Source organism: Acinetobacter lwoffii, from assembly GCF_024129595.1.
GTDB lineage: Bacteria > Pseudomonadota > Gammaproteobacteria > Pseudomonadales > Moraxellaceae > Acinetobacter > Acinetobacter lwoffii_O.
Window position 1 is genome coordinate 16,459 of sequence record NZ_JAMXXS010000026.1, and the last position, 24,739, is coordinate 41,197.

Genomic DNA, 24,739 nt, shown 5'->3' on the forward strand with positions numbered 1-24,739 from the left:
CAAAGCCAGATTGGCTTTGGGTGCTTTTTATTTCGAGAAAATTCATGACAACACTTTTTAAATTGAGCGCTTTTTGTGCAGCATTTTTGACTTTATCTGGCTGTGTATCCACTAGTCCAACTCAGCAAAAACATATCAGCAGCTCTCTGCAATCTGAGCATATCCTTTCAGAACTAGATCAGCCCGCTCTTCAAGTTGATCAAGTTTTTAAATTACCTATTAAAGTAGAGGATGCTCATTGGGTCGAGATCATAGGTTCAGATGCTCAGGTGATTACTTCTAGTAAAATTGAAGGTTTAAGCCTGTGGAATAAAGACCGTCAACGTGTACAGCATATTCCTGGTTCTTTTAGTAAAATTGATTATCGAATAATTAATAATCAGCTCATTATTCAGACTACAGATCTCTCTATACAGCAGCCTGTAATTTTTAATTTTAATATTAAAGCAGGCACCTGGGCAAAACCTACCTATCTCCCTGTACGTAAGTTTAAAACTGAAGATAATTGTCTATATCTTACTTCTGATCAGTCTCTTTATAGCTTCTTTATCGGTGAAGAAGGGGTTGGGGAGCAATGGATGATTCAGTCCAAAGATTCAGCGCAAATTACTCCTCGTTTTATCCGTAAAATGAGCTTGCCACCTAATAGTAGTTTTTGTGTCGTAGATGACCATAATGCCAAGTTCTATATTAATGAAGAAAACGTAGGAATTTGGTCTTATGAGGCAGACCCTGAAGCAGACCTCATCCGATATCCCGTTGATTTAAACGATCCACATGGCTCTATTCTTGGGAATATCAGTGGACTGAGTTTAATAGATAATGCACTAGCAGCAATAGATGAGTCAAAAGCGATCCTTTACCGCTACAGCATAAAAGGAACATCTTGGGAAAAGCTTCCGCCAGTCACTTTACAAAATGTGGATGAGGCAGAACGTATTCACCTAAAAGGTAATCAAGATCAAAAACAACTCCTGCTTGTAGACGGTGAAATCAAAATGTTGGATCTTGATTGGACCACTCAGAAACTGCCTTCTACGCAGACTGTATTAGCCCTACCAGCAGATGTCGAAACTGATTTGGTGCCTAACAGTGGAGATGCAGCAGATGATCCTGCAATCTGGATTAATCCAACAAACCCTAATCTATCACGTGTATTGGGCACAGATAAGCAGGGTGGGCTTGCAGTCTATGATTTGCAAGGTAAACAGTTGCAATACTTGAAAGTAGGACGTCTGAATAATGTTGATATTCGACCTAATTTCAAACTTGGGCAACAGAAAGTAGATCTAGCGATTGCTACTAATCGTGATCAAAACAGCTTGCATCTGTTTAGTATTCATCAAAAAACGGGACAAGTTAAGGATTTAGGAAAACTTCCTACAGACCTACAGGATATATACGGATTCTGTATGTATCAGAATCGACAAGGTGAAACCTTTGCCATTCCAAATGATAAAAATGGAACCTTTGTACAGTACAAAATTCAAAATAACGCTAAAGGTCTAACTGCACATGAGGTGCTCAGATTCAAAGTCACATCACAGCCAGAAGGTTGTGTGGTCGATGATGAAAATGATCGTATTTATGTAGGAGAAGAGGCTAAAGCTGTTTGGACCACAAAACTCAATGATCCTCAGCATATCAATCTGCAAAACGTTATTAGCGTTGGAGAACATGTAAAGGCAGATGTTGAAGGACTTGCAATCTATAAAGGGAAAGTACGCGATTATTTGGTTATTTCTAGTCAAGGAGATGATAGTTACGTTGTAGTCGATGCTAAAGCACCATATCAAATACGTGGAAAATTTAAAATTTCAGCCAATTTGAACTCAGAGATTGATGCTGTATCTGAAACAGATGGGCTGGAAGTGACTTCAGCAAATCTGGGTGGGGTCTGGAAGCAAGGTATGTTGGTTGTTCAAGATGGTCGTAAGCGGATGCCAGAAGGGAATCAGAACTATAAGTATGTAGCATGGGAAAAGATTGCTCAAGCCTTAGGCCTGGAATAACACTTTTCATCAGGTACAGTGCACCGTGCTGTACCTATATTCGAATTAAATTATGATTTTATTGAGGTTTTTATGTCAAATCCAACTACGGCACAGCTTTCAGTATGGGAACTGATTAGCCATGCCAGTTTACTTGTTCAAATGGTCATGCTGATATTATTGTGCGCATCGGTCATTAGTTGGTATGTCATTATTAAGCAGGGGATCAAACTGCGTCAGGAAGCATTAGCAAATAAAGTTTTCTTAGGGCATTTCCACCAACAACAATTTCCTCTTAGCATGGTAGAAGAATCTGAACAAAAAATGTGTGGTTTAGAACAAATCTACCAAGCTGGACTAGATGAGTTTAATGCCCTCAGAAATGCCACAACTTCGGTTTCATCAGTCGAGGTAACGGATCAAGTTGAGCGTCGTCTTTTAAGCAGTGTCACGGAACAGGAAGAAAAACTGGAAAAGCACTTGAGCTTTCTAGCGACAGTTGGTTCAGTCAGCCCATATATCGGTTTATTTGGAACTGTATGGGGCATCATGAATTCTTTTATTGGTCTATCACAACTTGAGCAAGCAACACTTTCTGCTGTAGCTCCTGGTATTGCAGAAGCTTTGATTGCTACAGCCATTGGTTTATTTGCAGCTATTCCTGCTGTGATTGCCTATAACCGCCTAAGCACACGTGCAGAAAAAATTTCTAATAGCTACTACAGTTTCGGAAATGCGTTACAAACTCGAATGCTACGTTTTTTACAAGCAGGAAATTAACAACAGATGCAGAAACGTCAGAAAAAGCGTGCGCTCAACGCAGAAATGAACGTCGTTCCTTATATCGACGTGATGTTAGTGCTGCTTGTAATTTTTATGGTCACTGCACCCATGCTCACCCAGGGGATTAAAGTGAACTTACCAAATCTAGAAGCAGAAACATTGGTCACCCCTAAAGATCAGAAAGTAATCACTATTTCTATTCAGGAAGAAGGGCAATACTACTGGAATGTTGGGGAAACTGTCGATACAAAACAAGTGACAGATCGGGCAACCAACTTGGCAGAAATGAAAGAGAAGTTATCTCCATTGTTACAGAATCCTCAGGACCTGCAAGTTTTCATTCGTGCTGACAGTACTGCCAATTATGAACTTGTTGCTCAGACGATTGGTATTTTGCAACAAAGTGGTGTTGAGCAATTAGGCTTAGTGACTGAGGAGCAAGATCAGTGAACAGTATCTCACAGATCAACTCTAGCTCTGCTGTCGCTCTATCTATCACTGCGCTACTGCATGCAACTGTGATTTACAGTTTATTGAATCAGAACTTTGATAGTCCTATCAAAGAGGTAGAGCCAAAAACTGTACAGGTTAAATTTGTACAGCTTCCCAAAACTACAGTATCTTCACCTCAAGTTGAACACGCTCAACCTGAACCAAAAGTGACTCAACCCTTAGCAACCCCTGTTCAGCCCTTACCGCCTCAACAGGCTGAACCTGTCAAAACAAATCAGACATCAAAGCCACAACATCAAAACAAACCTTCACCAAGTAACCTAGACAAAGCAGTTGTTAAAAAAACATCAACTAATGATTCAGCTTCTATAATATCTTCCACTGCTGAAGAGCCTAAAAATATTACCCCTACACCCATCCAGTCTGATGTCTCAACAAACACCGCTACACCTGTAAATAAGCCTGCAGCGACTGAAAAGGTTAAAACGCCTCCAACCTTTGATGAGAAAAACTATAAACCGATTTCAAAGCTTAAACCTGATTATCCAATGCGTGCTTTGGAAAATGAACTTGAAGGGAACTGTACTATCGAATATAGCGTGAATACCCAAGGGCACGTTATTAACCCTAAGGCCTTATCTGACTGTGATCCTGTGTTCATTCGCCCTTCACTCAATGCGGCTCGTCAGTTCAAATACCAGCCACATATTGTTAATGGTCAGGCTGTTGAAGTACCTAAAATTAGAAATACCTTTGAATATCGAATTGAATAAAGGCCACTAAATATGCTCACCTCCTTGCATTACCTGTCCTCGTTTAAACTTCTAGGAGTTTCATTCTGCACCAGTATGCTTATAGGTTGCCAAGGCATTCCTGATACACAGGTTTCTAGTCGTCAAATGTCTGTGAAAGCTCCTAAACAAGTAGTGTTCTTTATTGGTGATGGAATGGGCATCACGACATTGACTGCAGCAAGAATTTATAAGGTCGGTGAATCAGGAAGTTTAAGCATTGATCAATTGCCAGAAACAGCATTTGTCCGAACATTTTCAGAAAATGCTCAAGTCACTGATAGTGCCCCCTCTATGGGAGCCTATATGACCGGCGTAAAAATGAAAAATGAAGTCATTTCAATGCAAACAGGAACTAATGCCGTTGAACTAAAAAATGGACAGCAGCAATGTGATACAGATCCAGTAAACCGTAACAAAGCTTTTAGTGAAACCTTGCTTGAAAAGGCAATTTCCGCCCAATACGCAACAGGAATTGTGACCACAACTCGAGTGACGCATGCAACCCCTGCATCGACTTATGCTCATATCTGTCACCGTGATGCAGAAAATGAAATCGCTGCACAATTGGTACCGAGTAAGATAAAAGCAGATCGATATAGCAATTACAACACGCGTTTAAAAAATGGAATTGATGTCATTCTTGGGGGAGGGAAACGCCACTTCCTGCCAACAGAGTCTGGAGGGAAACGCCAAGATGGTCGTAATTTCTTAAAAGAACTTAAAAAACAGGGCTATCAAGTTGTTGAAAATCGTAGTCAACTGAACAGTTTAGATCCTGCAGATCAGCGCAAAATCATAGGCCTCTTCAATGACTCCCACTTAAATTACGATCTAGACCGTCAGAACAAACAGATAAATGAACCTAGCCTGAAGGAAATGACCTTAATAGCTTTACAGAAGCTTTCATCTAATACCAAGGGTTTTTTTCTGATGGTTGAAGGAGGGAGGATTGACCATGCATTGCATGATACCAATGCAAAACGAGCACTTCAGGATGTGATTGCGCTAGATGACACACTACAGGCAACCATTGATTTTCTGAAAATTAAAGATCCTCTGCTCGAAAATAGTTTAATTATCATCACTGCCGACCATGATCACACGCTCATGTTGAATGGCTATGTAGAGCGTACTGGCCCTTATCTGCCAGGACAGCAAACTAGTGTACTCGGACTTGTAAAAAACCAAAATGGATTAACACGAGACATTAATGGTAATCCCTATCCAGTCATTAGTTTTGGCAATGGGAAAAAGCGTCCAACTCTAAATCGAAATGATGATTCGGTAACTCAATTACGTGATGATGATGAATGTCGTCCTGTGATGAATACCTCATCCTATACATTTAGTTATACACCCTCCTATCAGGGATGGTGTACAGGTGCAGCTGCAGATGATTTTCAGCAGGAGGCCGTTATCCAAACTGGTTTTAAGGATTCTGAGACCCATGGTGGCACAGATGTTTTTCTAGGGGCAATAGGTCAAGGTTCAGATCAATTTTCAGGTAGTTTGGAAAATATTGACGTCTTTTATCGACTTAATCAGATTATGGGATTTGAGAAATGAAATCTAAATTCAGTATGTTGTTGATTTCATTATGTGGCTGTACATCTGTAATGGCTGATCCACCATCTAATACTCCTGCAAAAAATATTATCTTTTTTCTTGGCGATGGGATGGGACCTACGACAGTAACCGCAAGTCGGATTTACGCAGTTGGTGAGGCTGGTAAGCTTACAATAGATCGCCTAAAACATAGTGCTCGCATTAAAACTTATTCTGAAGATGCACAAACTACAGATAGTGCTCCATCTATGGGTGCCTATATGACGGGCTTAAAAAACAAAAATGATGTGATTTCCATGCCTACAGGCACTCTCGCAAAAGAACCCAAAGATTTAAAACTTGCGAATGGTCAGAGTATTCATAACGCCATTAATTTATGCCAACCTCGAATACCTGAACAAACAGTTCCATCTCTTTTAGAGTTAGCAATACAACGAGGTAAAGCGGTTGGTGTGGTGACCACTGCAGAGTTAACCCATGCAACGCCTGCGGCAACCTATGCTCATATTTGTCATCGTGATGCAAAGTTTGATATTGCAGTACAGGCAGTACCAAATGGATTGGGGTATAACCCAAAACTTAAAGAGGGGATTCATGTACTCATGGGGGGTGGTCGTAACCATTGGACACCTTACCATGCTATCAACAATCCACAGGGCCGTGCTGATCAACGACATTTAATTCAGGAAATGCAAACTCAAAAGTATCAATATGTAGAAACAGCATCCGCCCTTCAGCACGCTAATCCGAATCAAAAAATTCTGGGGCTATTCTCAGCGACGTCTCATCTGCATTATGACCTAGATCGAATCAATAAAAATATTGTGGAACAACCTAGTTTGTCAGAAATGACTTTAAAATCTATTCAAATGCTTGAAGCACAGTCTAAGGGACGTGGATGGTTTTTAATGGTGGAATCGGGACGTATTGATCATGCTTTACATGCCAATAATGCCAAACGCGCATTACATGAAACTAAAGCTTTTGATGATGCCATTCATGCAGCTATACAGCAGGTAGATCTTAGCAATACCTTAATCGTGGTCACTGCAGATCATGATCATGTCATGACTTTTAATGGTTACAATGCGCTAACAGGAAAGACTACGCCAAATCAGCCAGGTATTTTAGGTTTAAATTATCACTATCAAATAACAACACAACCAGATGCTTTAGCTAAAAAAATGGCAGATGGCAAACTACATGCTCCCTCACTTGATGTAAATGGTAATACCAACACCGTCTTAGTTTTTGGTAATGGTAAGAGGCAGAGAGAAAATATTCAGCAAAGTGTAACTGAATCTCAGGTATTTGATGATAATTACCAACAAGCTGTTGGGGTACAACTCGACCGTTCTGAAACACATGGTGGTGGAGATGTAATGTTATTTGCTGAAGGGAAAAATGCTCATTTATTCAAAGGCACTCAAGATAATATCTGGGTCTTTCAACAAATAATCAAGGCGGTAGGGTTTACTGACCATGAATAATAAATGCCAGTTCGTATTCGGTTTAGTATTGATTATTCTATGCATTCCCAAACCTTTCGCGCGCGCTGCTGAACATTTTCAAATTGATTATGAACACCTACAGCAAGGTCATGACGGCATTACACGAATTGAACGATATTCAAATCTGATGATTCGTGATCAGGGCAACATTCTTATCAAACGTTTAAACAGATTGCCTAGTGACTCTTATATTGATATAGGCAAGCATCAACATTTTGATATTTCAAATATGTCTATCTGGATAGCTAGGGAGCCTGAAACCAAGCGCTTGACCATTCAATTAGTTGACTTTGATGAAAATCAACGTATCCATCTTAATGAGATTAATCAGGAAATTTTGGGCTTTAGTAATTGTTGGGAGTGTTACTCATCTCTTTTACCTCACTCTACGACACCGAAGAACAACATAAAAAATGGGCACATTCATTTGGACTATAATAGCCAACGCGATATTGTTAAAAACTATAAAGCTACCCATCATAAAGGCTATAACTCGTTTCAAGTAAAGCCTTTACCAACTCAAGAAATGGATTGGGATAAATTGTATAAACTTAATTTAAAACAGTATGATGACTTTAGTGATTGATCTGTTCAGAAAGTATATATATTTCTATATGTTCAAAAAAATCTGCAGAATTTTTTTTGGATAGATGTTCGGGTAACTTGGGGAAAACCTATACCTTTAATTTTTTTAATAAGCTGATTTCACTGGTAAGCGTCCGCTGAATCCCATGCCTATTTTTTAATTTTGGTCGGATTTCCAGCGGTGTGGCAATAATTCTTCAATCTGGGTCACTTTATGTGTCGGCAGCCTTTTCAGAACATCACTTAAATAGGCATACGGATCCAGCCCATTCAATTTTGCTGACTGGATTAAAGTCATGATATTTGCCGCTCGCTGACCACTGCGCAGCGAACCTGCAAATAACCAGTTCTTACGCCCCAAAGCCCAAGGCCGCATTTGATTCTCGACCCAATTATTGCAAATAGGTAGATTGCCATCATCTAGATAACGGCTTAAGGCTTCCCAACGTTTTAGGCTGTAATTAATAGCTTTAGCAGTTGCAGAGCTTGAGGGTACTGCAAGTTGATGTTGTGTCAGCCATTCATAGAGTTGCTGCATAACAGCTTGACTATACTGTTGCCGGTACTTATAGCGTTGTTCTGCTGTACCGTCGGTATTTTTTCTTATTTCAGCCTCTATCGCATACAGCTTCTGAATCAAGAACAAAGCCTGTTCTGCAATCTGACTTTTCCCGGTCACATGCAACTCATGAAATTTACGTCAAAGCTGGGGTGAATGTTTTGACATATGGTAACTTTTTAACTATTTTCTTAAACTTTCTCATCCTCGCTTGGGTGGTTTTTTTGTTGGTTAAAGTTATGAATCGTTTACGGAAACAAGAAGGTGCAGTAGAGGAAACAGTAACAACGCCAGCTGATATTGAACTGCTTCGTGAAATTCGTGATGAATTGAAAAAACGTTCATCAATCTAATTATTAAGTAAAAAACAACCCACAAAGGGTCGTTTTTTGATTTCTACTGTTCTATTAAGTGGCTTTGTTACACAAACCTATTCATGACGGCTTATTCAGCAATATAATGCTCAAATGAATAAGCCCACACCTAAAATTTATCGTACAACCAATTGATCATCCTACAATCGCGCTTTGATCAATCGTGGTAAATTAACAATTTGGTTTGATCCGGAAACACAATGGTATGCGCAGCCACAAGGTAAACATGGTCGCAATCAAACTCATTCCGATACAGCGATTGAATGCTGTTTAATGATCAAATCTCTATTCCATCTGTCTTTACATATGGTTAATGGCTTTGTTCAAAGTCTTATTCATCTTTGTGGCTGAGCAGCCCCGAATATCAGTGATATTCGTACTCCACCCTCTGTAGACGACAAAAGCATATTGATATTGCGATAAGCTATCAGAAAAGTCGTGATGGGTTACACTTACTCGTCGACTCTACGGGTTTAAAGGGTTTAAAATTTTTAGGTGAAGGTGAATGGAAGCGTAAAAAACATCAGCTTGAATATCGTCGCCAATGGCGTAAATTACATATTGGTATCGATGCTAAAACCCTTCAAATACGTGCTATTCAGCTCACAACCAAAAATGTAAGTGATTTACTTGATCAGATTCCACAAGAAGAACAGATTGGCTCCGTCTATACCGATTGAGCTTATTACACAAAAAATGCCGTCAAGTCATTGCAGATCGACCAAGCTCATGCAGTAATTCCTCCCAGAAAAAATGCGAAACCATGGAAAGATACAAAGATTAGCTCGCTAGAGCGAAATGAATTACTTCGAACCGTTAAATGTTTAGGCAGGGCTCTATGGAAAAAATGGTTAGGCCATCATTGCCGAAGTTTAGTCAAAACCAAGATGCATTACCTCAAATTATTGGGAGAGAAACTCAGTGCAAAGAACTTTCAAAGCCAGGTTAATGAAATTCATGCACGCGTAGCAGTGCTCAATAAGTTTACGGAATTAGGCCGGCCTCATACCCAAGTTGTCACTTAAATTTGAATGGCTTAAGGGGGATTCAGCTTTTGAATGTTTATGCAACAAAGCCTTTGTGTAGTAAGTTTCTAAATAACCCGAATCGCGGATAAGAAATTGACTTGAAAAATAAGAGGACTAGAGCTATCAGTTGAGTTACCACACCAAACTCACACCTCTAGTCCTGATGTTCAATAGTACCGAATTATTCTGCGTAATTGATGATTTTTTTCTTAAATTTGAATCAACTTATTGGGAGTTTCTCAAACAAAACCGTGGTTCCTTAAGAATCAGAACTGCTCAACTCACAATTTCAGAAATCTGCTTTATTACCATTTGGTACAAATGCTCTCATTTCAATAATTTCAAAGCCTTTTTCACCTGGTTAAAAGAAGATAAAAGCCATTTATTTAAGTACTTACCTTGCTATCAAAGGATGATTCATCTGATCAATATGCATGAATTAGCTCTACACGCTTTACATGTGGCACTGATGAAAGGCCAAGGTACACAATATTTATGGATTGATTCAACAACTCTGCCAGTTTGTAAAAATCAACGTATTCAGCGTCATAAATCATTAGTCCAAATTGCATCACGTGGTAGAAGCTCAATGGGCTGGTTTTATGGCTGTAAATTACATATTGCGATGAGTCAATTTGGTGAAATTGCCTGTTCTGCTTTATCGAATGGACATGTTGCTGACATAAAAATGGTTGAGCAATTGGTTGCTGGTATAGAAGCAAAACTTTACGGGGATCGAGGTTACATCAGCCAAGAATTAAAAATTAGATTGAAAGATCAAGGTATTGATTTGATTACTTATCATCGGAAGAATATGCAGGCTATTCAACTCTGTACATCAGATGAATATCACCTAAGACAACGCAATAAAATAGAAACATTATTCAGCTTATTGAAAGGGCAATACAATTTAGTGACGAGTAAAGCACGTAGTCTTCATGGATTTCTGAGTGGAATTTACGCCTCACTATGTGCATATCAATTAACCCATCGAAATAAGCCAAAAATTCAAATTATGAAATCATTAGCTTAAACAGGATTCGGGTTAAATAGCTCTAACCATCTTTTTTTCAATCGATTTTCTTATCTGTAATTCGGGTTAATTAAAAGTTGAGATTGGCGTGTCGTTTACAAAAAAAACTGTAAAATATATTCAAAAAACTTATAACTAATATCTGATTATAATTTTTTTGTTGTAACATATAGATATTGTAATTAATCAAACTATATTTTATGTCTATGCAAATGAAAAAAGGGTTTTATCTAGTTTTTCTAACTTCTTTCGTGGGTGGAGCATCAAGCGCAGTTAATGCCAACAGTAATCCATTATTAGAAGCACAAATGAAAGTGTTTCAGGTTGAAGAAAATAAAAAACCGTCTAAAGAGTTAAAAGCAACCGATCAAGTTAAGCCAAATAGCACTTTGGAATATCGAGTTAACTATATAAATACGTCAGCGAATTCTCTGAAAAATTTGAAATTGAATTTACCTCTTCCTGAGTATGTAACTTATACAGGGCTAAGCATGCCCAAAGATACATATGCCTCTTTAGATGGAAAAACATTTGCCAAAGCACCGCTAACGCGTATGGAAAATGGCAAAAAAGTGAATGTTCCGCTGCGTGAATACCGTGTATTGCAATGGAGTGTAAGCGAGTTGAAACCGAAGCAAAAAATTACGGTTTCTGCTCAAGTTAAAGTGAACGCTTCAGAATAATTTTTTGGTCTTAATCAGACTTTATCGTTGGACTTTTTTATGAAAAATATTTTTAAGTTAAGCACAGTCGCTGCTGCTTTAGCAGTTGCTGGCGGGGTGTCATTCAGTAGTCAGACTATGGCTGCAGTTCCATTGGCGGGTACAAATATTAGTAACGTTGCAACAGCAACGTATACAGATAATACCGGCACAGAACGTGTAGTGACTTCGAATGAAGTGAAAACATTAGTGGCGCAAATTGGCAGCTTTACTTTAGAAGCTGACCGCAGTGCACAAACCACCCCAAATGGTCAGGTCACGTTCTCACATATCTTAACAAACACGGGTAATGGTACTGATAAATTCAGTATTGGACTTAAAGATATTGATGACTCTAATACGACATTTGATTTCAGCAGTGGCGGCAAGTATGCGATTTATATTGACCGCAATAAAGACGGTATGGCGGACAGCAACGTTGCATTAACTGGCACTGATCTGATTGAGCTGGCAGCTGGCGAGTCTGTAGGCTTAGTGGTGGTTGCAACTACACCAAGTACGGCAATGCAAGGTCAGCTGGATAAATTAGAAATTACTGCAACAGCGCAAACTGCGTCACTTTATACCGTGGCTGTGAAATCAAATACTGATACTACAAGAATTACTACAGGTGCTGTACTGCAAATTACCAAAGCGGCTAATGTTAGCGTGACGCAAGTTGGCAAGGAAATTGAATATACATTAACTTTTAAAAATACTGGTAATACTACGGCCACAAATGTTGCAATTTTTGACGTATTGCCGAAAACAGTTGAATACCTTAAAGATTCAGCGCGTCTTAATGGCGGTACAACACCGCTAACTGACGATAAGGCAGATGCAGACAAGTTTGAATATGATTCAACCAAACATGCATTTTTATATAACATTGCAAGCGTAGCACCGAATACTTCAGGCAAACTAACCTTTAAGGTGAAAGTACTTGATACGACCAATGCGGGCGATATTAAAAATACCGCGTATGTTGATCCTGACGGTAAACCTCAAAATCCATCAGATCCGAACAGCCCGAAAGTTCCTGTAGATATGACGGATGTACCAACAGATCCGAATACGCCGCCGATTCCGACAGATCCAAATAACCCGACGACAGTACCATCGAACCCATCAATTGTAGTTGTTGAAGGTACTTATGACGGTTCAATTAACGATTCTAAATTAGATAGCTTTAAGGATGGTGGCTCAATAACTGTATCAGGTGCAGTTGGTGATGACAAAATCACAATTGCTGGTCAGCAAGGCGTACCGGTTGTATTTGGTAAATCTAGCACCGAAGGTGATATGGTTGTTGTGCATAACCGCGGCAATTCGACGGATACTTATAATTTAACTGTAGACAAAACAGTGATCAGTGGATTTGGCAAACTACCAGATGGCGCTATTGTTGAAATTTTAAAAGCAGATGGCAATACACCTGCAACCGATACCAATGGTGACGGTATTGTCGATACAGGTCCGATTGCGGCTGGGGATAAATTACAATTTGTTGTTCGCGTGACTTTGCCAAATGGGGAAAAAGTAGTAGCACCTGGTGTGGGTATTACTATGGTTAGCACTTCGGTCAAAAATGCGCAAAAGGACACCTTAGAACTAATAATTTCTGAACTGACAGAGAATAAAGTTGACTTGGTCAATAAGCCGACAACAGGCGGCGAAAAAGGTACAGGTGCGGGCACTCCTACTCCAGTAGATAATGCAACAACACCGCCAGCCACACCGACAACCTTCGATATCACCATCAAAAATGAAGGCAATATTCCGGACAACTATATCATTAGTGTGCCTGATGTACCTGCGGGCTGGACGGTAGAAATTTTTGAAAAAGATAGTTCTGGCAACTGTACAACAGCAAAAGTGGCGAACTCTGGCAATATTAAACCAAGTGAGTCAAAAAGTTTCTGTTTAGTGGTTACGCCACCAGCAGATACACTTGCTGGTACAAAGGAAGATATTAAAGTTGAAATTAAGTCGCCAGCTACGGGAACCAGCGATAACATTACCTTTAATGTAGGTGTGGAAGAACAGCGCCAGCTGACCTTTACCCCAGACCGTCAAGGTCAGGTCGCACCAGGCGGCACAATTGTATACAGCCATACCTTAACCAACACCGGCAACGTATTGGAAGGTGCAGGACCTTATCCGCTAAACATTGACTGGACTTCGACACTTTCAGGTGTAAATACTTCTGTTTATGTTGATATTGATGGTGATGGAAAGCAATCAGCTAACGAGTTGATTACAGGTGCGACGGAAGCTGATCGTACAGCATCATTAGCTGCTATATTGGCAACCATCAATACCACGAATACGGCAGCTGGTTTATCTCCAAAAGAATCAGTCTCTATTCTTGTCAAAGTTGAAGCGCCTGCAACAGCTTCAGCCGGCGAATCGGATACGACAGTTGTAACGTTTAAACCTGCAGCATCTTTGAAGAATCCTGCATTTAATGATGAAACAATCTATCCAAACTATAAGGCTGCTCCAACACCTTCTAATGTAAGTATTACAGACCGTACGGTGATCAACTTAGGCCAAGTGCGTTTAGTGAAAACACAAGCACTTTCTGCGAAATGTGAGAGTGTTCCAACAGCGTATGCTGAAACTAAACTAGATGCAAAACCAGGTGATTGTGTTTACTACAAAATCGTAGCAAGCAATGACGGTAATGCTGATGCAGAAAATGTGGTGATTACTGATATGGTGCCAAGCTATACCGCTTATCTCACTGGCTCAGCTGATCCTGCTGCTGCTGCACCGGCTACTGGTACGAAAGAGTTGAAGTACGCTGTTGGTACATTAACACCAGCAGCTACAGCTGAATTAAAATTTGCGGTCCAAGTTGATTCTCAATAATCCTTTATTTTTGTGCTGCCTCTTTTTAGGAAGGGGCATTTAAATTATTTTTTTTTGTTGGGTTGGGGTTATGTCAAATAAAAAAGTGATGAACATAAAGATAGATGCACTTTCAGCATCTGCTTTTGCATCTGCTTTGCTTTTTGCTCAACAGGGTCATGCTGCAATGCCGACAGCAGGTCAAATCATTCAGAATATTGCTTACGCAAGCTATGAGGTGAGTGATTTGCAGGGCGGCCAAGTGCTGCGGACTACCCAATCCAATGCCGTTAATGTTGAAGTTGCAAAATTTTATGGTTTAGAGCTATTTCCTGACCAAATGAAACAAGTTGAAGCCGGTTCGAAAGTAATTTGGCTGAACCAAGTAACGAATACAAGTAATACTGATGCATGGTTTGATTTTAAAACTGCATCTATTAATCATTTATCTAATATAAAAATTTATTTAGACGCCAATCAAGATGGCGTGTTTGATATTTCTGATACTTTAATCACTGACGGGTTGCAGCTGGCGCCTAATCAGACTGTTTACCTGTGGGTTGCGGCTGATACGTCTTTGCTAGCTCCAGATCAGGCAAAGTTAGAGCTACCGCTTAGCGCACAAATCCGTGAAGAGCCTATACAGAAGAAAACAGTAAAAGACCCTGTACAAGTTTTTACGCCGAAACTAAGAATAGAAAAAGCGGTTGATCAAACCTTAATTACTGCAAATAACCGAGAACATCGTTTAAATTATACCCTGACAGTGACGAACTCTGCTTCACTGCAGGTTACACCTGCGGAAATTACCGTAGATGGTCAAAAAGAGTCATGGGTCATTGTTGAAGACCCGTTGCCGCCGAATACTATTTTTGAAGATATTCAGACTGCAGATAATGACCCAGACGCAGTGGCTTTATACCGCACTGCGGAAGGCCAGTATTTGACTCAATTTCCTAATGATAAAACAAAAATAGGCCATGCTGTCATGGCCTATAAAAAGCCTTTTGCTGCAGGGAAAAAAAGCACGATTCAGCTTGCAGTAAAAACATCAGCTTCAGTCAGCTATACCACTTTGGTGAATGAAGCTTATGTTTTACACCGTACTGGACAAACGGATAAAAAGACCCTGTCGGATAAGGTTAAAACAGATATTGTCGGTAAACCGACTATTGACAGCACCACGGGTGACTATGCATCCAGCATTTACACAGGCAAAGTCAATGAGCCGATTTATTTAAAAACCAATGCTGCAATTTGTAATGCAAACCGTTTTGGCAAAGAACAAGTTCGTATTCAGATCCAGTCAAAATTGACTGGTGATATTGTTGTGGTTTCTGCTGTTGAAAGTGATGAAAATTCTGGACTGTTCTATTTTGAGTTGGAAACAGAAGAAAATACAGTTAAAAACTTAGCTGATCTCAAGCTGCAAACCTTGAAGCGTGATGAAGTCAACATTAGTTTAGTTGAATGCTTAGATGAACAAGGTAAGGTTACGACACCAATCAATGAGGTGTCGACTCAGGTTCTAATTGATCCATACGGTATTGTTTTTGATTCAAAAACACAAAAACCTGTGGCTGGCGCTACAGTAACCTTAGTCGATGAATACGACCAGCCGATTGGTGCAAATGTTGCGTTTACTATAGACCGTAATACTGGTGCGCTCATTTCTATGCCTGCAAAGCAGGTAACTTCAGCAACAGGTGAGTTTGTTTATCCGCTGGTAGTTCCAGGAAATTACAAACTTTTGGTAGATACCTCAACGATTCCAGACAAAGGCTACAGTTTTGTCAGTGATCAGCTGGTATACCCGATCACATCATTTAATGGGCTGGCAGTGCATTCTGACTACTCTTATGGCGGCATGTTTACTTTTGCATCCAATAGCCCTGTACCCAATATCGATATACCAATTGACCCGATGCTGAGCGAATCTGGTCTTATGGTGAAAAAAACTGCACGTGATACGGTAGTCGAATTGGGTGATTTTACTAATTATAGTATTTCAGTTACGAATAATGGCGACGTGCTGGCGCGTGATATTAAACTGCAAGATACTTTACCGCGCGGTTTTAGCTATGTGCCAAGCACAATGCGGGTTAACGGCAAACCTGCACCAGATCCAGAAGGCGGAAAAGGGCCATATTTGACTCTAGGCTTAGGCGATCTTGCTGTGAATGCTACAGCGAAAATTGAATACCGTGTTTTGGTTGGGCCAAATGCGCTGAATGGAGACGGTATTAACCGTGCTCGTGTAGTCGACCGTTCAGGTCTAAGCTCAAATGAAGCGCAGGCAAAAGTGAAAGTGCGGCCTGGAGTATTCAGTTCAGATGCCTTTGTGGTGGGTAAGGTTTATACCGACTGTAACCGCAATGGTATGCAGGATAAAGGTGAATTAGGTGTACCAGGTGTACGTCTATACATGGAAGATGGTAGCTATATCATCACAGACCGAGAAGGCAAATATGACTTCTACGGTATTTCACCGAAAACGCATGTCCTCAAATTAGACCGCACGACACTGCCGGCAGGCGTAGAATTAATTACGCAATCGAACCGTAATGCTGGTGACCCATCGAGCCGCTTTGTTGATGTTAAGCGCGGCGAGTTGCACCGTGCAGATTTTGCGATGGCAGATCAGGCGGGTACTTGTTCTACGCCATTGAATGAGGCCGTGAAACAGCGTCAAGATAAAATTAATTCAAGTAATTTGAATCTTGAAAAAGCGATTAATAAACAGCTGTCGATTGATGTGCCGTCTTATTTAGACAGCAGTACGCGTAATGAAAATACACAAGGCTGCTTAGCCAATGACAATGATCAGAATTGTCTGCTGAATAAAGATGCTGTTCAGGGCAGCAAACAGACACAGCTGGTCATTGATCCAGTCAAACCTCCTGTTTTAGTGAACTTGGAGGATTATTTAAAACGCAGTGACAACAATCAATTAGAAATATTAAATTTAAAAGAAGGGCAAGTGCTGCCTTTTGCTCAGACTTCGGTGCAAATTCAAGGTGCTGCGGGCACTCAGCTTAAAATCTTGGTGAATGGTGCTGAGGTGCATGAAAAGCAGCGCGGTAAACTAGCAATCTTGGAAGATCAGCGCAAGCAGGGCGTAGAATATGTTGGTGTTGAACTGCAGACTGGAAAAAATACTCTACAAGTACAGCAGCTAGATTTGTTTGGCACCGTACGTGAAAGCCAGAGTATCACTGTGATTGTGCCGGGTGGAGTTCATCAGCTAAAAATAAATCAGCCGAATCAGCTAGTGATGGCGAATGGCCGTGATGTACTACAAATAGCAGTGCAGCTGCAAGATAAACAAGGTGTCAAGGTTGCAACACGTACTCAGCTGACACTGGAAAGTGACTTAGGCTTGATTGACTTGCAGGATATGAATCCGAATGAGCCAGGTATTCAGACCTTTATTGACGGTGGTGAAATGATTGTGCCAATCATTTCACCAAGCATCCCGGGACGCGGCAAGCTGCGTGTCAGCAGCGGTTTGCTGAAGCAGGAAATTGATATTCAATTCCAAGCTGATTTGCGTCCGCTCATTGCCGTTGGTTTAGTTGAAGGTTCAATTAACTTCAATAATTTTGATAGTGGCAAGCTGCATAGCGTAAATCAAAATGATGGCTTTGAAGATGAATTAAATGAGATTGCTGATTGGGGTGATACATCTTTAACTGGCCGTACAGCAATGTTTATTAAAGGGAAGGTTAAAGGCGATTATCTGCTGACGCTTGCTTATGATTCGAATAAGAGTTCGAAACAGCGTTTATTTCGTGATATTCAGCCAGATGAATATTACCCAGTTTATGGCGATGCTGCCGCCAAAGGTTTTGAAGCGCAATCAACGAGCAAATTGTATGTTCGTCTAGACAAAGGTCGTTCATATGCTATGTACGGTGACTATGTAACGCGTACAGAAAAAGACGAAGGCTTGGCATTAGGTCAATATAACCGTTCATTAACGGGTGTAAAACTGGGTCATGATGGAGATAAGCTTCAGGCAGCAGCGTTTGGCGCGCAAACTAAATCACGGCAAGTGGTCACTGAAAACCGTGCGATGGGTATTACTGGCCCGTATAGCCTAGGTTCTATTTCAAATGATTTGATTTTAGAAAATAGTGAAAAAGTTGAAGTAATCACTCGTGACCGCAATAATCCGGGATTAATTATTGCTAAACAAACTTTAACGCGGTTTTCAGATTATGAAATTGATACGTATAGCAACAGCATCTATCTAAAGCAGGCAGTCGCAAGTGTCGATAAAGATTTGAACCCAAATTATATCCGCATCACTGTTGAAGCAGAAGAGATTGGTGAGGAATATGAAGTTGGCGGTTTAAGTTTCAGTTATGCAGTAAAAAGCCATTTAAAAATAGGTGGCTCTTTTGTGCAAAGTAATGATCCATTGCAGGAAGAGCAAATTGCCAGTGTGAATACTGTGCTAAAAGTGGGTCAATACGGTAAATTAATTGCTGAAATCGCGCAGTCTAAAAATACCGATGGTAACGCTGACCAAATCACGCAAATCAACAGCAGCAGTTCAGATCAGCAAAAAGGCACTGCAGGCCGTATTGAGTTTGAATATGCGCCAAGCTTTGCCAATGTCCGCGCTTATCATCAGCAGGCCGAAGATGGTTTTCAAAATGATGCTGCCACTATTAGCGCGGGACGTAAAGAAAGCGGCATTAAAGCATCTGCTCCAATTACCAACGTAGGTTTGGCGCGTGTAGAGGCTATCCGTACAGAAGATCAGGGCAATAGCGGTGTGCGTACAGGCATATCTGCAAGTTTAGAGCGTAATTTCTTTAAGGTGCTGGCGATTGAATTGGGCCTGCGCCATTACGATGAAACGGTTAATGCGGCGACTTTAGCGACTGAAAGTTTAGGTCCATATAACGGCACAACAGGCCGAATTAAATTTACTGGCAATTTGCCGTGGAAAGGCGCAACTGCATTTGCAGAATATGAGCAGGATTTATCTGACTCAGAGAAACAGGTTTTGGCATTAGGCGGCACAGTAAAGGTGCTTCCAAATACAGAATTGTATGCACGTCACGAAGTAATTTCTGCGATTGATGGCTTGTATTCTATGAATACAACGGAGGAAACGAATAGTACGATATTTGGTATTTCCAGCAATTATATGAAAGATGGTTCAGCGTTCAGTGAATACCGTGTTGGCAACGGCATGAGCAACCGTGAAGCTGAAGCAGCATTGGGCCTACGCAATCGCTGGCAAATTAAGCCGCGTGTCTATGTCAGCAGCAGCTTTGAACGTATTCAGTCATTGTCTAAAAATGAAGACAATACCAGCAATGATGCAACAGCGCTAAGCCTTGGCCTTGAATATTTAGCGAATGATATCTGGAAAGCGACCACACGTTTAGAAGGCCGCCGGGCAGACACTTCAGATACGATTATTAATACAATCGGTTATGCATATAAATTATCGGACGATGCAACAGTACTAACTAAAAACACCCTAAATTTTGTAGATAATAAAGATGCAGAACAGGGGGATCATTTACGTAACCGTTTCCAATTGGGCTATGCATGGCGTGATTTTGACCAAAACCAGTTGGATATTTTATCGAAGTTTGAATATTACTACGAAGACAATGCCACAGATTTGGAAGCAGCATTTAAGCGTGAATCTTATGTCACTTCTATACATGCCAACTACCATCCGCAACGTCAACTGACTTTATCAGGACAGTATGCTGCTAAATGGTCTGAGCTGGATGAATATGGTATTAACAGTGATGCTTTAACACAATTGATCAGCGGTCGTATGATTTATGATTTGAATGAACGCTGGGATATGAGTCTGCAATCAGGTGCATTATGGGCGAATCGAGGCGGCGGAACACGTTATTTAGTAGGTGCGGAATTGGGTTATTTGTTGGCGGCCAATCTTTGGGTATCGGCAGGCTATAACTTCTTGGGCTATCAAGACGATGAACTTGCGAATACAAGCTCTACAGGTGAAGGCGCGTATTTAAGATTTAGATTCAAGTTTGATGAGGATTTATTTGGCCGCAAAACTGCGAAGACCAATTTATCTTTAGAGCCAGAGCAAGGACGATAAACATGAAATTGCGTACATGGTTACTGGCAGGCTTATGTATGAGCCAAACTGCGGTCTATGCAGTATCTGCTGCCAATGATCCGCAAAAAGACATCGATGCTTTGAAAGCAGAATTAGTTCAATATGAAAGCCGTGATGCACTAGGCCGTTATCACGCTTATAAAGCTAAAATGTGGCTGAGCTATGCATTGAATGAATGGTCAGAAGGCAGTTTGACGCCTGCCGGCCAAGAAGCTTTGCAGCAGGCGCAGCAATTGGCCAGCAGTTTAGCAGAAGGCAAAGAGCTCTCTTTAACAACCCCTATTTTAAGTGTATCTCAGGTGATGCGCCGCGATTTATGGCAGCAAGCCGAGTTTTTAAAGCAGCAAGGCGCTATTGAACAGGCACCAGAAAGCTTGGCGCAAGCAGAGGTAATGCTGGTTTGGGCTGCGGCAGAATACTGCGAATTGGGCTGGCGCCATGCGAATGAACCTTTCCGTGCAGCAGAACAGTCTTTGTATCAAACGATTGAAGCTTCTAAAATTCAAGCTGTTAATATGCACTGGGACGCAGATGCAGCACCATCTTTGGCAGAGTTGAATGGTAAAGGCTGCAATGGTGTAAATGCAAAACTGTGGCCGTTAAATCAAAAAAATGAACAGGTACAGGCTGAAGCTGTCAAAGTACAGAATGTAGTACATTTTGCCTTAGACAGAACAGAGCTAAGTGTTGCCAGTCAATCTGTACTGAATCAATTGATTCATGTAATGAAACAGTATCCGCAGATTAATGTTCAGCTGTTGGGCTATACAGATAGCCGTGCAAGTCAAGCATACAACTTAAAACTGGCAGAGCGGCGTACACAAGCAGTACAGCAGTATTTAATGACGCAGGGCATAGACGCCAACCGTATTCGGTCAGCAGCTAAAGGCGCGCAGGAGCTGCAAACAGATGCCAATATGCAAATGGCACATGCGAAAAGCCGCCGTGTCGTGATTGAAATGAATGAAGTAGGTCAAATTAAAATTGAACCGCAGTGGCTAGATTTACAAATAGAGTCAGAGCAAAAAAAAGTGAAGGTGAACTGAAATGATGAAGCAATTTTTACCTCATGTTTTGGCATCTTCATTACTGTTGGTGGGTGCAGTTACACAGGTTTATGCGGATATTAACTTGCCAGCAGACAGCAAAAGAATTCAGCGGAGTTTTGTCAATTTAAGTTTTGAAAACTTATTACCAGGTGCTACTCCCAATACAAGTGCATGTGAAAATCGATCTGGTTCGAATTGGTCAGGTGGATATTGCTTATTTGATCAGAAATGGATTGAAGGCTGGAAAACAACGGCATCTTTTTTTTGGGGAAATATTAACTTAGGTCACCGTGAAATTGAACTTTGGAGGCAAGGTGGTTCAGCTGGTCCAGCCGCACAAAAAGGTAATTTATATGCAGAATTGAACGCGCATACTGTTTCAACACTGTATCAAAATATTTGTGTGACTAAGGATGACAGCTTTACTTGGTCACTTTGGCACATGGCCCGGAACAATGCCGTAACTGAAAAAATTTCTTTTATTATTGCAGATGAAATTGTAGACAACGGAGGCTCAGCAGCATTAACCCCTACAAATATCAATCGTTTAGAAAACTCTTCCGGAGCTACTTCATTTGGTTCAAGTACTACCAGAACATGGACAAATCATAAAAATGATACGCCTGTACAATTATCAAGCTACCTAGGCGGAGCAACCGCTAAAGTGAAAGCATTTGGTTTTCAGGGGCAAGGGGGGTCAAATACACAGGGTAACTGGTTGGATAATATTGAGGTCAAATTACGGCCTGCTATTGAATTTTCTGCAGAGAACAATACTGTTTTAGAGAATGCGACAGGAACATATCATTCTGTCGATTTTAATATTGTTGGCTTAGTCACTGGTGATTTTGACGTTGCTTTTATTATTGATAATACAGCTGTTAGCAATCCTGCTGTATACCACAATGATTATAGAATTTTTGATAACAGCAGCGGTACGCCTATAGAAATTATTCCAACAGTGACTGCTGATCCGAAAAAATTAAGTTTTAAATATAAGGTCAAGTATAATCCGAGCTTAAATTATGCTGCTGGTGTAAAAGTCACGGGTTTGGTGATACAAGTCATTAATAATAATAATAAGGAAGGCAAAAAGGTCATTCCATTTGCACTAGATAAGACGCAGACAAGCATTGCCGTTTTGGATTTGAGTGAGTGTGGTGGTGATGTTTTTGATGGTTTTCGTTATGAAATTGAAGATGATGATGTTGATTTAAGTATTACTAAAAAAATTAAGGAAACTGCGCCTGTGCCGAATGATTTGGTTTCTTATGACATGATTCTATTTAATGATAGTAAAGCACTAGCGAAGAATTCAAAACTTTTTGATACCTTAGGCGCTAACTTGGCTGCTACAGCAAATACAGAATTGACATGTAAAGTAGTAGATGAAACAGGTACTGAACTTTACAGCACCTGTGATGCATTTTTATCGGGCTTCAAAGCGGGTGATGCAAAAATAAGGGCGACTCAGCTGTTGAGCACAACTGGATTTACTATTGGTGATGTACCTGAAAATCAATATTTTAAATTTACTCTCACGAACTTGTTAGTTAGTGCTACAGACAAAGAAACAGCAGAAAATGTAAGTTTTATTACTAATGATGTAGAAGTTAAAACTGATTCATCTGAGCAGGATCTAACAAATAATAAAGCGCAAGCTAAAACTATGTATGCAGCTGTAAACGATTTATTTAACAATGATTCGGGTAAAACAGGTACAGGTTTATTTGTTATAGATAATGGTGGTCAGCCCTTGTGGACTCAGGCCTCTGTAGAAAACAAGGCGTACTTTCCGTTAAAAATTAAAAATAGCGCGAAGTTAAAGCAGGACTACCAACTGTATGCATCACGCACGGCAGTCAATAAATCACGTACTGATTCCCTTTTTTCACCTTTGGTTAAATCTACGATTCAGCCTTATACTGACCAGCTTAAAATTGAGTTTTTTGACACATCATCTGCACAATGTAAAGCCGGTTTGGGCGGTGCAAAACAGGTGACACAGCTGACTGTCGATGCAAATACTGAAGCTGAGGTGTGTGCGGTGGTAACTGCATTAGCTTCTGCACAAAATAATCATGATATTTGGTTTGCAATAGAATCGCTGCAGTCAGGTTTGGGCGATGTTATTCGTGATGCGGTTACTTCGGATCATTTAGCGCAGCGCTTGCTTGAGTTGGTCAATGACCAGACCGCGCAGATCAATGTCGGCGGCACTTATGTTTTTCCACACCGTTTAATTAACCACGGCGGTGTTGAGGAAAAGAATATTACATTTGTATTAACGCCTGTCCGTGCAGATGATTTCTTATATACCTTATTTGAAGACAGCAATAATAATGGTGTGTTAGACAGCACAGATATCATGATCAGCAATCAAAGCTTTTCTTTGCTGGAAAAAGCTGAACTGGCTTTACTGATTAAAGTTCAGGCGCCAGCTACTTCAACAAATGGCATAAGCAGTCAAGTCAAACTTGAAGCTAAACCAGACAATAATGGCCAAAGTATTATTTTGGCACCACTTGCTAATATAGACAGTGTTACTGTAGGTGCCAACCAGCTGCAAATTCATAAAACGCAGTTTAAACAGCCAAATTGTGCAGCTATGGATGTTGCTGCGGTAAAAGGTGCCAACTACTCGATAGGTAATGTGACTATAGGCGATAAAGATTGTCTAGTTTACCGTATAACAGTCACCAATACAGGTGATTCAAAGCTGACTGATGTCGCTGTGAATGATATGTATCCAGCTTATACCATTCCATGGAAATCTGACACTGTTCTGCCGATGACCAGCAGTGCTGAAGCGGTGCAGGACGACGGTTCTAAAGTTAAAACGATATTTCCATTACTTTTACCTCAAGAACAAAAGTCACTGTATTTTGGTATAAAAATGCAATGATTTGGTCATGATTAGAGGCTTTGTTGCACAAAGATTTAAAAAGTAGAACTTCCCTAAGCGACTTAAATTTAAGTGGTAACTTGGGTATGAGGCCGGCCTAATATCGTAAATTTATTTAAGACTGCCACGCGTGCATGAATTTCATTAGCCTGGCTTTGAAAGTTCTTTGCACTGAGTTTCTCTCCCAATAATTTGATGCAATGCATCTTGGTTTCAACCAAACTGCGACGGTGATAGCCTTACCATTTTTTCCATAGTGTCCTGCCTAAACGCTTAACTGTTCGAAGTAATTCATTTCGTTCTAGCGAGCTACTCTTTGTATCTTTCCATGGTTTCGCATTTTTTCTAGGTGGAATCACCGCATGCCCTTGCCGATCTGCAATGACCTGACGGCATTGCTTGGTGTCATAAGCTCCATCGGTATAAA

At 40.5% G+C, this 24,739-nt stretch carries 13 protein-coding genes and 4 pseudogenes; 15 read left to right on the forward strand and 2 right to left on the reverse strand.

Going from position 1 to position 24,739, the window contains the following annotated elements; all coding sequences use genetic code 11:
• Window positions 1–44 precede the first annotated feature (44 nt).
• The 7 genes from NI466_RS11775 (at window position 45) to NI466_RS11805 (ending at window position 7,684) form a co-directional block, all read left to right on the forward strand.
• Window positions 45–2,012: a phytase gene (locus tag NI466_RS11775; protein ID WP_253173682.1), complete on the forward strand. Its 1,968-nt coding sequence runs from the start codon at window positions 45–47 to the stop codon at window positions 2,010–2,012.
• Between the two features lie 72 nt (window positions 2,013–2,084).
• A complete protein-coding gene (gene tolQ, locus NI466_RS11780; RefSeq protein ID WP_253173684.1) occupies window positions 2,085–2,771 on the forward strand; it encodes a protein TolQ in 687 nt (228 codons plus the stop codon).
• A 6-nt stretch (window positions 2,772–2,777) separates the two neighbouring features.
• Entirely contained in the window at window positions 2,778–3,224 is a 447-nt protein-coding gene (gene tolR, locus NI466_RS11785; protein WP_005104756.1) for a protein TolR, read from the forward strand.
• A complete protein-coding gene (locus NI466_RS11790; RefSeq protein WP_253173686.1) occupies window positions 3,221–4,000 on the forward strand; it encodes an energy transducer TonB in 780 nt (259 codons plus the stop codon). Before tolR ends, NI466_RS11790 begins: the two co-directional genes overlap by 4 nt.
• Window positions 4,001–4,012: 12 nt before the next feature.
• Window positions 4,013–5,587: an alkaline phosphatase gene (locus NI466_RS11795; RefSeq protein WP_004646186.1), complete on the forward strand. Its 1,575-nt coding sequence runs from the start codon at window positions 4,013–4,015 to the stop codon at window positions 5,585–5,587.
• The gene (locus NI466_RS11800; protein ID WP_004646187.1) at window positions 5,584–7,077 is read left to right on the forward strand and encodes an alkaline phosphatase; all 1,494 of its coding nucleotides are present in this window, start codon (window positions 5,584–5,586) and stop codon (window positions 7,075–7,077) included. Before NI466_RS11795 ends, NI466_RS11800 begins: the two co-directional genes overlap by 4 nt.
• On the forward strand, window positions 7,070–7,684 hold the full coding sequence (locus NI466_RS11805; RefSeq protein WP_004646188.1) for a hypothetical protein: 615 nt from the start codon (window positions 7,070–7,072) through the stop codon (window positions 7,682–7,684). Before NI466_RS11800 ends, NI466_RS11805 begins: the two co-directional genes overlap by 8 nt.
• Before the next feature lie 156 nt (window positions 7,685–7,840).
• Here the strand turns inward: NI466_RS11805 and NI466_RS11810 are convergent.
• Window positions 7,841–8,383: pseudogene (locus NI466_RS11810) on the reverse strand (IS66 family transposase); the annotation flags it as partial.
• 2 nt (window positions 8,384–8,385) lie between these two features.
• On the opposite strand from NI466_RS11810, the pseudogene NI466_RS11815 reads away from it, so the two are divergent.
• The 8 genes and pseudogenes from NI466_RS11815 to NI466_RS11850 all read left to right on the forward strand — a co-directional run.
• Window positions 8,386–8,595, forward strand: a pseudogene (locus NI466_RS11815) (MscL family protein); the annotation flags it as partial.
• A 174-nt stretch (window positions 8,596–8,769) separates the two neighbouring features.
• Window positions 8,770–9,641: pseudogene (locus NI466_RS11820) on the forward strand (IS5 family transposase).
• A 166-nt stretch (window positions 9,642–9,807) separates the two neighbouring features.
• Window positions 9,808–10,677: an IS982 family transposase gene (locus NI466_RS11825; protein ID WP_253173696.1), complete on the forward strand. Its 870-nt coding sequence runs from the start codon at window positions 9,808–9,810 to the stop codon at window positions 10,675–10,677.
• A gap of 200 nt (window positions 10,678–10,877) precedes the next feature.
• Entirely contained in the window at window positions 10,878–11,360 is a 483-nt protein-coding gene (locus NI466_RS11830; RefSeq protein ID WP_253102135.1) for a hypothetical protein, read from the forward strand.
• Between the two features lie 39 nt (window positions 11,361–11,399).
• Window positions 11,400–14,252, forward strand: coding sequence for a DUF7619 domain-containing protein (locus NI466_RS11835; protein ID WP_253173687.1), 2,853 nt, complete (start codon window positions 11,400–11,402; stop codon window positions 14,250–14,252).
• 70 nt (window positions 14,253–14,322) lie between these two features.
• Entirely contained in the window at window positions 14,323–20,337 is a 6,015-nt protein-coding gene (locus tag NI466_RS11840; protein WP_253173689.1) for an SdrD B-like domain-containing protein, read from the forward strand.
• A 2-nt stretch (window positions 20,338–20,339) separates the two neighbouring features.
• The gene (locus NI466_RS11845) at window positions 20,340–21,404 is read left to right on the forward strand and encodes an OmpA family protein (RefSeq protein ID WP_253173691.1); all 1,065 of its coding nucleotides are present in this window, start codon (window positions 20,340–20,342) and stop codon (window positions 21,402–21,404) included.
• 1 nt (window position 21,405) lies between these two features.
• Window positions 21,406–24,312, forward strand: coding sequence for a hypothetical protein (locus NI466_RS11850; RefSeq protein ID WP_253173692.1), 2,907 nt, complete (start codon window positions 21,406–21,408; stop codon window positions 24,310–24,312).
• Window positions 24,313–24,380: 68 nt separating this feature from the next.
• On the opposite strand, the pseudogene NI466_RS11855 reads toward NI466_RS11850, so the two are convergent.
• Window positions 24,381–24,739 (reverse strand): annotated as a pseudogene (locus NI466_RS11855) (transposase); the annotation flags it as partial.